The organism is Actinoallomurus liliacearum (genome assembly GCF_039542035.1).
In the GTDB taxonomy this organism is placed as follows: domain Bacteria; phylum Actinomycetota; class Actinomycetes; order Streptosporangiales; family Streptosporangiaceae; genus Actinoallomurus; species Actinoallomurus liliacearum.
The window spans coordinates 1-7,555 of the sequence record NZ_BAABHJ010000014.1 but is presented as its reverse complement, the minus strand read 5'-3'; the positions used below and the strand labels follow the sequence as shown (position 1 = coordinate 7,555).

The window sequence follows — 7,555 nt, the reverse complement described above, 5'->3', positions numbered from 1 at the left end:
TACCGGCTCAGCCGCAGCCCTCGAACTGCGGGACCGTCGTCGTGACGTTCAGTCCCGTCGATCCGAACCACCGCTTGAGCAGGGTCGCGGCCGTGCCGTCCTGGTACATCTCGGTGATCGCCTTGTTGATGTCCTCGCAGCCCCGGATGTCGCCGGGGCGCAGCCCGACGCCGTACCGCTCGTCCGAGAACGGGGCGTTGACGAACCGGACCTGGTTCCCGCGCTGCGCGGCGAAGCCCGCGAGGATCAGGTCGTCGGTGGAGATGGCGTCGACCTTCCCGGATACGAGGTCGTCCAGGCACTCCCCGTACGAGGAGGCCGGCACGAGCCGGGCGGCGATCTTGCGCTCCTCGGTGACGCGCCGCCAGGAGACCGAGCCGGTGACCTGGCACAGCCGCTTCCCGCGCAGGTCGCGTACGTTCCGTACGGTCGTCTCGCCCGCGCGCACCAGGGTGTCCTGGTGCGCGACGTAGTACGGGCCGGCGAAGACGACCTGGGTCTTGCGCTCCTGCGTGATGGAGTAGCTCGACACGATCATGTCGACGTCGCCGCCCCGCAGCGCCGCCTCCCGCTGGCCGCTGGTCAGCGGCTTGAACGTCAGGTGCTTGGCGCCGAGCCGCCGCGCGACGTCGCGGGCGACGTCGATGTCGAAGCCCTTGTAAGCGCCGCTCGAGTCGCGGAAGCCCAGACCGGGCTGGTCCTTGGAGACGCCGACGACCAGGTGGTCCTTGCCGCTGACCGACGAGGTCTCTCCGCCGGCCACCCCGCACCCGGCCGACGCCAGCAACAGCGCCACCGCGAGGCCGATTCGACGTAGTCGCATCTGCGTGCTCCCTTACCGGTACTCGGACAGCCGCGGCCGGACCCCGGCGAGGATGAGGATGATGAGGACGACGGCCGCGCCGGGCAGGGTGACGTTCCACCCGCGGAGCCCGTGGTCACCGGAGGCGATCGCCTGGTCGAACGCGCGACCGTGCAGGTCCTTCAGGGCGACCAGCGCCTTGTCGTAGGCGTCGAAGTCGTCGGTCCCGCCGGCGAGCTTGACGGTGAGCGCCCGGCGGCGGTCGCCGGTCGCGACCAGCCGGATCGTCCGGTCGTCGTTCTGGACCTTCTGGTATCCGGACAGCACCTTCCGCAGCGCCGCCTGCTGCCCGGGCAGCGTGATGTGGTGCGCCTCGGTTCCGTAGAAGCCGAGGAAGTCACTGCCGCCGATCTTCTCGTCGAGCAGGGAGTAGTAGGTGTCGAGGTTGCCCGCGGGGACGTAGAGGATCGCCTCGGACTTGTCCAGGTAGACCTGCTCGTACGTGTCGGCACGTCCCGGGTCGAGCAGATAGCGGCTCTCGTCCGCGTGGGCGCTGTTGCTGATCGCCCGGGCCCGCGACAGCGCCAGCACCGAGTCGAAGCCGTCCTCCTTGGCGGTCCGCAGGCGTCCGGCCTCGCTGGACAGGAGCGCCACGCTCACCACGACGAGAACGAGGGTGCCCACCGTCGCCAGGGCGAGGAACGGGTTGACCAGGCGGCGGAAGCGCGTGGCGAAGTAGACCTGGACGCCGGCGAGGACGACGATGAGGAGCAGGCCGGTGAGCACGACCCAGATCCGGCCCCGCAGCACCGCCGACCGCTTCGCCTCGTATGTGCGGCGCACCTTCGTGCCGTTGTCGAGCGTCAGGTTGTACGCCTTCGGCAGCACGTCCAGCTTCATCAGGTCGGTCGCCTGCCGGTACAGCGCGGTGACGGCGGACGGCGGTGGTCCGGCGGCGTGCCTCGAGTTCTCGTCGGTGAGCAGCGCCTGGCCCGCCAGGCGCTCGTACCGGCCCAGCGCGTCCAGCATCGCCTGCGCGTTCCGCTGCTCGGTCGGGTCGCTGCCCGCCAGCCGCGATCCCTGCAGCAGCGTGCCGTTCGCCTCGGACCGGCGCTGCTCGTACAACCGCAGCGCCGCGGCGCGCCGGCCGGCCAGCCCGGGGTCGCCGCCGATCAGCAGCGCGTCGGCGAGCTGGGCGTCCATGTCGCTGAGCGCGAAGTACAGGTCGCCGGTGGCGACCACCTGCGGGCCGGCGTCGTGGCCGATCACCCGCAGCCCGTCCCGGGCGTCCCGTACGGTCAGCGTGGTGACGAGGAGCACGACGAGCACCGCCAGGGCCGCGAGGGCGGCCAGCGCGCGGATGCGGCCCGGCATCGTCCGGATCCGCAGGCGCCCGGTCACCCGTCCCCGCCGGACCGGGGAGGACGGAGGAGTCGTCGTGATCGTCACCGCAGCCTCCGCAGCGTGATGGTGGTCCAGACGCCCACGTACACGCGGTCGCCGTCGCGCAGCGGAACCTCCACGTTGACGGGGATGGGCGTGTCGCTCTCGTTGATGGTCGTGCCGTTGGTGGAGCCGGGGTCGACCAGCGTCCAGGTGCCGTCGGGCTTGGCGAGCAGGACCGCGTGGGTGTGCGAGACGCCCGGGTCGGCGGGGGGCTCGCTGAGGTCGATCTCCGGCGTGAGCCCCCGCGACGCGCTCCGCCGCCCGATCACCACCTGCTCGCCGGAGAGAGGGATGCGCCGGGACGGGCAGTACGGCGGGAACGTGAAGTCCTCGTCCTCGGTCACCACGCGGTCGTAGTACTCCCGGTCCGCGATGACGACGGCCGCCCAGTCGGTGGCCGGCGGCTCGGGCTGGGGCGCCTTCGGGGGCGCCCAGTCACGCGTGACGGGATCCTCCTCGTCCGGGTCCCCGGCCGCCGGGGGCGGCACGGGCGGGGGAGGCGGGGTGGGCCGGCCGCCGCCGACCGCGTAGTCGTACCCGCAGGCCTCGCAGAAGCGCCCGGTACGCGGCGCGCCGCAGTCGGGGCAGGGGTCACCGGCCGCCGGGGCCCCCGGGGCCGGCGTCCCGAAGTCGGGGGTCACCGGGGCGGCGGACGCGGGAGCCGGGACCGCCGCCGCGTCGCCGATGCGGGCGCCGCACACGTCGCAGTAGTCGGTGGCCGTCGAGGTGTGCCCGGCCGGACAGGTCGCCATGCTCAGCCCTCGCTCCGGCGCGTGCGCACGGTCTTGGTGGAGCGGGTGTCGAGGGACATCTCGTCGGCCTTGTCGACGTCCTTCCTGATCCGTACGCGACCGGTCGCCGGGTCGTCGACGTCCACGACCTTGCCCAGGAGCGAGGCGATCGCCTCGTTGCCCGACTGGTGGGCCAGCGCGACGGCCCGGCCCAGCCGCGCCGTCGCGGTGTCGAGGTCGCCGTCCTTGCGGGCCTGCAGGCCGGCCTGGATGTTCTCGGCGAGCTCGGCCTGGCCGGTGTAGTGCGCGACCTTCGGGTTGATCCGGGTGGACTGGGCCTCGTCGTCGGTCCACTCGGCCAGCACGTTGCCGCTGGCCACCACCTGGTCGCCGAGCATCAGCTTGATCCACGCCGCCCGCATCTCCCGGCCGACCTCGCCGGCCGGGACCTCGACGCAGACGTGGTAGTCGCGGCTCTCGCTGCCCCACGCGCCGAGCGGGTAGTCCCCGGACCGTTCGTCGACGTCGGCCCGCCGTCCGGTGAGGTCCTCCACGCTCGGCAGGACCTGCTTGACGAACCGCAGCTTGGCGTACTGCGGCGTCCACACCCGCAGCGCGACGTCCGCGACGGCCTTGCCCATCGCGGCCTCGGTCATCGCCCGGAAGTCGGCCTCCAGGGCCTCCGGGCTCGCCACCATGTCCAGGCTGCCGAGCAGCGCGGACGCGACCTTCCGCAGCTCGGCGACCTCCCAGTCGGTGCCCACGCCGCGGCAGTCGCAGACGAACCGGCCGACGGCCTGGGCCACCGCCGCGTCGAGCTGTTCCGGTGACTCGTGCTGGTTCTTGCCGTCCGTGAGCAGGATCGCGTGCCGGATGCCGTCCGGGTGCCCGGCGAACAGCCGTCCGGCGAGGGTCAGCCAGGCGCCCATCGCGGTGCCGCCGGTCGCCTTGAGCCGGCTCAGCGCGTCCTTGGCCTCCGCGCGGGTCTGCGCGTTCGCCGGGATCAGCTCCTCGGCCCGCGGGTAGACCATCGTGGCGCGGCTCGACCCGGAGACGATGGCGAAGTTCACCCCGTCGCGCAGGGTGTCCACCGCGGCCTGCGCCGCCTTGATCGCCGAGATCATCTTGTTCCGCGGATAGTCCATCGACCCGGAGGTGTCGATGATGATGACCTCGGCGGCGGACGTCCCGGCGCCCGTGGCGGCGGCGACCGGCGCCCCGGTCGACTCCACCGTGACGACCGCGTGGACCTCCTGGCCGCCCTGCGGCAGGTACTTGTTCTGGTCGATCCGGATGCTGAAGTCCGGCTGTTCACTCATTGCGCGTGCTCTCCTGTGTGAAAGGGATCACCACGACGGTGATGTTGTCGCGCCCTCCGGCGTCCAGCGCGAGGCGTACGAGATGCCGGGCCGCGGTCAGCGGGTCGGCGTCCGGCAGGACGGCGGCCAGGCCCGCCGCCTCCGGGTAGTAGTTCCACAGCCCGTCGCTGCACAGCAGCAGCGTGCCGGGTCCCTCCGGGACGAAGGACGTCACGTGCTGCTCGACCTCGCCCGCGTCGGCGCCGAGCCAGGCGACGATGGCGTGGGCGTTCGGGTGGGCCTGCGCCTCGGCCTCGGTCAGCGCGCCGTGCGCGACCATCTCGGCGGCCCAGGAGTCGTCGGCGGTGAGCTGCCGTGACGCCTCCCCGCCGAGCCAGTACGCGCGGCTGTCCCCGACCCAGCCGACGGTGACCCCGGTCGGCCCGGCGTACGCCGAGACGTACGTGCAGGCCGGCGCGTCGTGCGGCGACTCGGCGAGCGCCGTGACCGCCTCCACCGCCCGCGTCAGCGCCGCCCGGGTGGCCTTCTCGGGGTCGTCGCCCGCCGTGAGGCGCTCGGTGAGCACCGCCAGGCCCGCGTCGGCGCCGGTCTGGGAGGCCACCTGGGGCAGGGGAGAACTCGACACGCCGTCGCAGACGATCGCCGCGACGCCCGCGCCGGCCACGGCCAGGCCCATCGCGTCCTCGTTGCGGCTGTGCCGCAGGCCCCGGTCCGTCACCCCGGCGGCGCCGCCCGCCTCCACCTCGACGTGATCCCGGTCGCCGGGCCGCAGCAGGCCGCACCGCTCGCAGTACCCGTCCTCGCTGAACGCCGTCGAACCGCACTCCGCGCAGGCCCCGGCCGGCGCCGGTCCGCTCGCCGGGGACCCGCCGTCCCCGGCGGCGGGCGCGGCGGTCAGGGACCGGCCGCACGCCTCGCAGAACGCCTCACCGGCGAAGACCTCGCTGCCGCACCACGGGCAGCTCTCCTGGGCGCCCACGCTCAGACCACCGTCATCGGGCGTACGGCGTTGGCCTGGTCGACCAGCCGGTGCCGCTCGGCGCGGGTCGTGGCCAGCCGGGCGAGCGACCGGTAGGTCTCCTCCAGCTTGCGGCGCAGCCCGGACTCGGTCAGCGGCGTGCCGAGCACCGAGCCGGTGCCGTCGCCGGCGCGGCGCACCCGTTCGAGCGCGGCCTCCAGCACGCCGAGGGCGAGCAGCCCGTGGCGGCCGGGGTCGAGGTCGAGGGCGGCCAGCCGGGCGCCGGCGCCGACCAGGTCCGGCTCGGTGATCTCCGCCGGGTCCCGGTCGCGTACGGCCGTGTGCACCGCGGAGATCTGCGCCGCGACGTGGTGACTGGAGATCTTGGGCACCGAGTCCAGCGCCTGCGACGCCCCGACGCGGTTCCCCAGGGCGAGCCGCGCCCGGGCCAGCCCGTAGCACGCCGTGACGAACGCCCGGTCGGTGCGCCACACGGCCTCGTGCAGGCCCGCCGCGCCGGCGTGGTCGCCGAGCAGCTCGCGGCAGTACGCCAGGCCCAGCTTGGGCGCCGCCTCACCCGGCATCAGCGTGTACAGCTCGTCGAACAGGCCGGCCGCCTCCGGGACCTGCCCGGCCGCCAGCACCGCGACCGCGCGGTACCAGCCGACGCGCCAGTCCTCCTGCGGCAGGGCGTCCAGCACCGCGTGCGCCCCCGCCGTGTCGCCCAGCTCGACACGCACCCGGGCCAGCGTCAGGTCGACCTCGGGCGTACGGGTGGGCGCGTTCGTCAGGGCGTCGGCGAGCCGCTCCGGCTCCAGCGCGGTGAGACCGGCGAGGAAACCGGCGGCCGGGTCGGCGGAGTCCACCAGCGGCGCCGGCAACGTCGCGGCGGCGTCCGCCGGCACGAGCGGGTCGAACACGTCCCCCGCCGTGAACCGCTCCGGCCCGAACAGCGTCGAGGCCGCCGGGCGCGGCTTGCCGTCCTCGGCGGACAGCACCTCGCGCAGCACGCCCGTGAGCTGGTCGGCCATGTCGGAGGCGTCCTGGAACCGGAAGTCCGGGTCGGCGTGGGTGGCGCGGCGCAGCAGCCGGTCGTAGGACTCGTGGCGCGCGAGGACGGGCACCTCCTCGCGCGGCGGCAGGTTCGTCTCCCACTTGGTGGTGTAGCCCTTGAACGGGAAGCTCAGCACGGCCAGCGTCCGGCCCACCGTGTACAGGTCGGAGCCCACCGACGGGCCGACGTCGGCGATCTCGGGCGCCTGGTAGCCGACCGTCCCGTAGATCGCGCCGTCCACGTCGTCCACGCGCCGGACGCCGCCGAGGTCGATCAGCTTGAGCTGCTCCTCGGACTGGATGGCGTTGTCCGGCTTGAAATCGCAGTAGAGGACGCCGAGGCCGTGCAGGTAGTCGAAGGCGCGCAGCACCTCGATGCCGTACGCGATGACCTGGGGGAGCGGCAGCGCGGCGTCCGGGCCCTCCTGCTCGCGCCGGTCCTTGAGGATGTCCTTGAGCGGCCGGCCGCCGACGTACTCCATGACGATGTACCCGGAGCCGTCGTGCTGCACGAAGTTGTAGATCTTGACGATGTTGGGGTGCTCGACCTCCGCGAGGAACGCCCGCTCGGCCGCCGCCGCGGCCAGCGCGTCGGCGTCGCCGGTGTCGAGCAGGCCCTTGAGCACGACCCACCGGTCGCTGACGTTCCGGTCGCGGGCCAGGTAGATCCAGCCCAGGCCGCCGTGCGCGAGACAGCCCAGCACCTCGTACTGCCCGCCGACCAGGTCGCCCGCCTTGAGCTTCGGCGAGAACGAGAAGGGGGTGCCGTCCTTCGGGCAGAACCCCTCCGCGCGGCCCGGCCGGTCGCCGCGCGACCGTCCGACCGGCTCACCGCAGACGCTGCAGAAGCGCTTGTTCTCCGCGACGACGGGGTTGGCCAGCACCGCCGAGGCGGGGTCGCGGTACGGCACGCGCGGCACCTCGACCAGGCCCGCGCCGAGCATCCCGCGCCGGCGCGACGAGGACCGCGACGAGCCGGTGCGGACGCTGCGGCTCGACGTGCTCCCCGTGATGCCGGTGACGCCCGTCCCGCGGCTGACCGGCGCCGACCGCGCGGACGCGGACGTCCGGGCCGAGCCCGGGGCCGCCGCGGATCCGCCCGCCGGAGCCTGGGCCGCCCCGGATCCGGCGGCCGGCGCCAGCCCGCAGAGGTCGCAGTACCCGTCCGCGATCGTGCCGCCGCAGCCCGGCCGCGCGCAGCGGTCGTCGGGCGCGGCCGCGGGCGGCGGGACGGCGGCGGCCGGGG

Annotated in this window: 7 protein-coding genes; 1 reads left to right on the top strand and 6 read right to left on the bottom strand. The window is 74.1% G+C overall.

Translation table 11 applies throughout. The features are described from left to right. Positions 1-7 precede the first annotated feature (7 nt). From ABD978_RS22150 to ABD978_RS22125, 6 genes are read right to left on the bottom strand one after another with little or no spacing between them, the layout of a single operon-like run. Positions 8-823 carry a glutamate ABC transporter substrate-binding protein gene (locus ABD978_RS22150; protein WP_345357566.1) on the bottom strand — a complete coding sequence of 272 codons (816 nt, stop codon included), beginning with the start codon at positions 821-823 and terminating at the stop codon, positions 8-10. 12 nt (positions 824-835) lie between these two features. Further along, entirely contained in the window at positions 836-2,251 is a 1,416-nt protein-coding gene (locus tag ABD978_RS22145) for a hypothetical protein (protein WP_345357564.1), read from the bottom strand. Next, complete coding sequence (locus tag ABD978_RS22140; protein WP_345357562.1) at positions 2,248-3,000, bottom strand: FHA domain-containing protein; 753 nt, start codon at positions 2,998-3,000, stop codon at positions 2,248-2,250. Before ABD978_RS22140 ends, ABD978_RS22145 begins: the two co-directional genes overlap by 4 nt. 2 nt (positions 3,001-3,002) lie before the next feature. Then, on the bottom strand, positions 3,003-4,298 hold the full coding sequence (locus ABD978_RS22135) for a vWA domain-containing protein (protein WP_345357559.1): 1,296 nt from the start codon (positions 4,296-4,298) through the stop codon (positions 3,003-3,005). Next, positions 4,291-5,277, bottom strand: a complete 987-nt coding sequence (locus ABD978_RS22130) for a protein phosphatase 2C domain-containing protein (RefSeq protein WP_345357556.1) — start codon at positions 5,275-5,277, stop codon at positions 4,291-4,293. The genes ABD978_RS22135 and ABD978_RS22130 overlap by 8 nt, the downstream gene beginning before the upstream one ends. 2 nt (positions 5,278-5,279) lie before the next feature. Then, on the bottom strand, positions 5,280-7,220 hold the full coding sequence (locus ABD978_RS22125) for a serine/threonine-protein kinase (protein WP_425550742.1): 1,941 nt from the start codon (positions 7,218-7,220) through the stop codon (positions 5,280-5,282). On the opposite strand from ABD978_RS22125, the gene ABD978_RS43955 reads away from it, so the two are divergent. Then, on the top strand, positions 7,183-7,555 hold a 373-nt coding region (locus ABD978_RS43955), incomplete at its 3' end, for a hypothetical protein (protein WP_425550741.1). The genes ABD978_RS22125 and ABD978_RS43955 overlap by 38 nt on opposite strands.

Excerpts from the sequence above, each read along its gene's own strand:
- ABD978_RS22150 (WP_345357566.1), bottom strand. The coding sequence starts at position 823 with ATGCGACTACGTCGAATCGGCCTCGCGGTGGCGCTGTTGCTGGCGTCG.
- ABD978_RS22140 (WP_345357562.1), bottom strand. The coding sequence starts at position 3,000 with ATGGCGACCTGTCCGGCCGGGCACACCTCGACGGCCACCGACTACTGC.
- ABD978_RS22135 (WP_345357559.1), bottom strand. The coding sequence starts at position 4,298 with ATGAGTGAACAGCCGGACTTCAGCATCCGGATCGACCAGAACAAGTAC.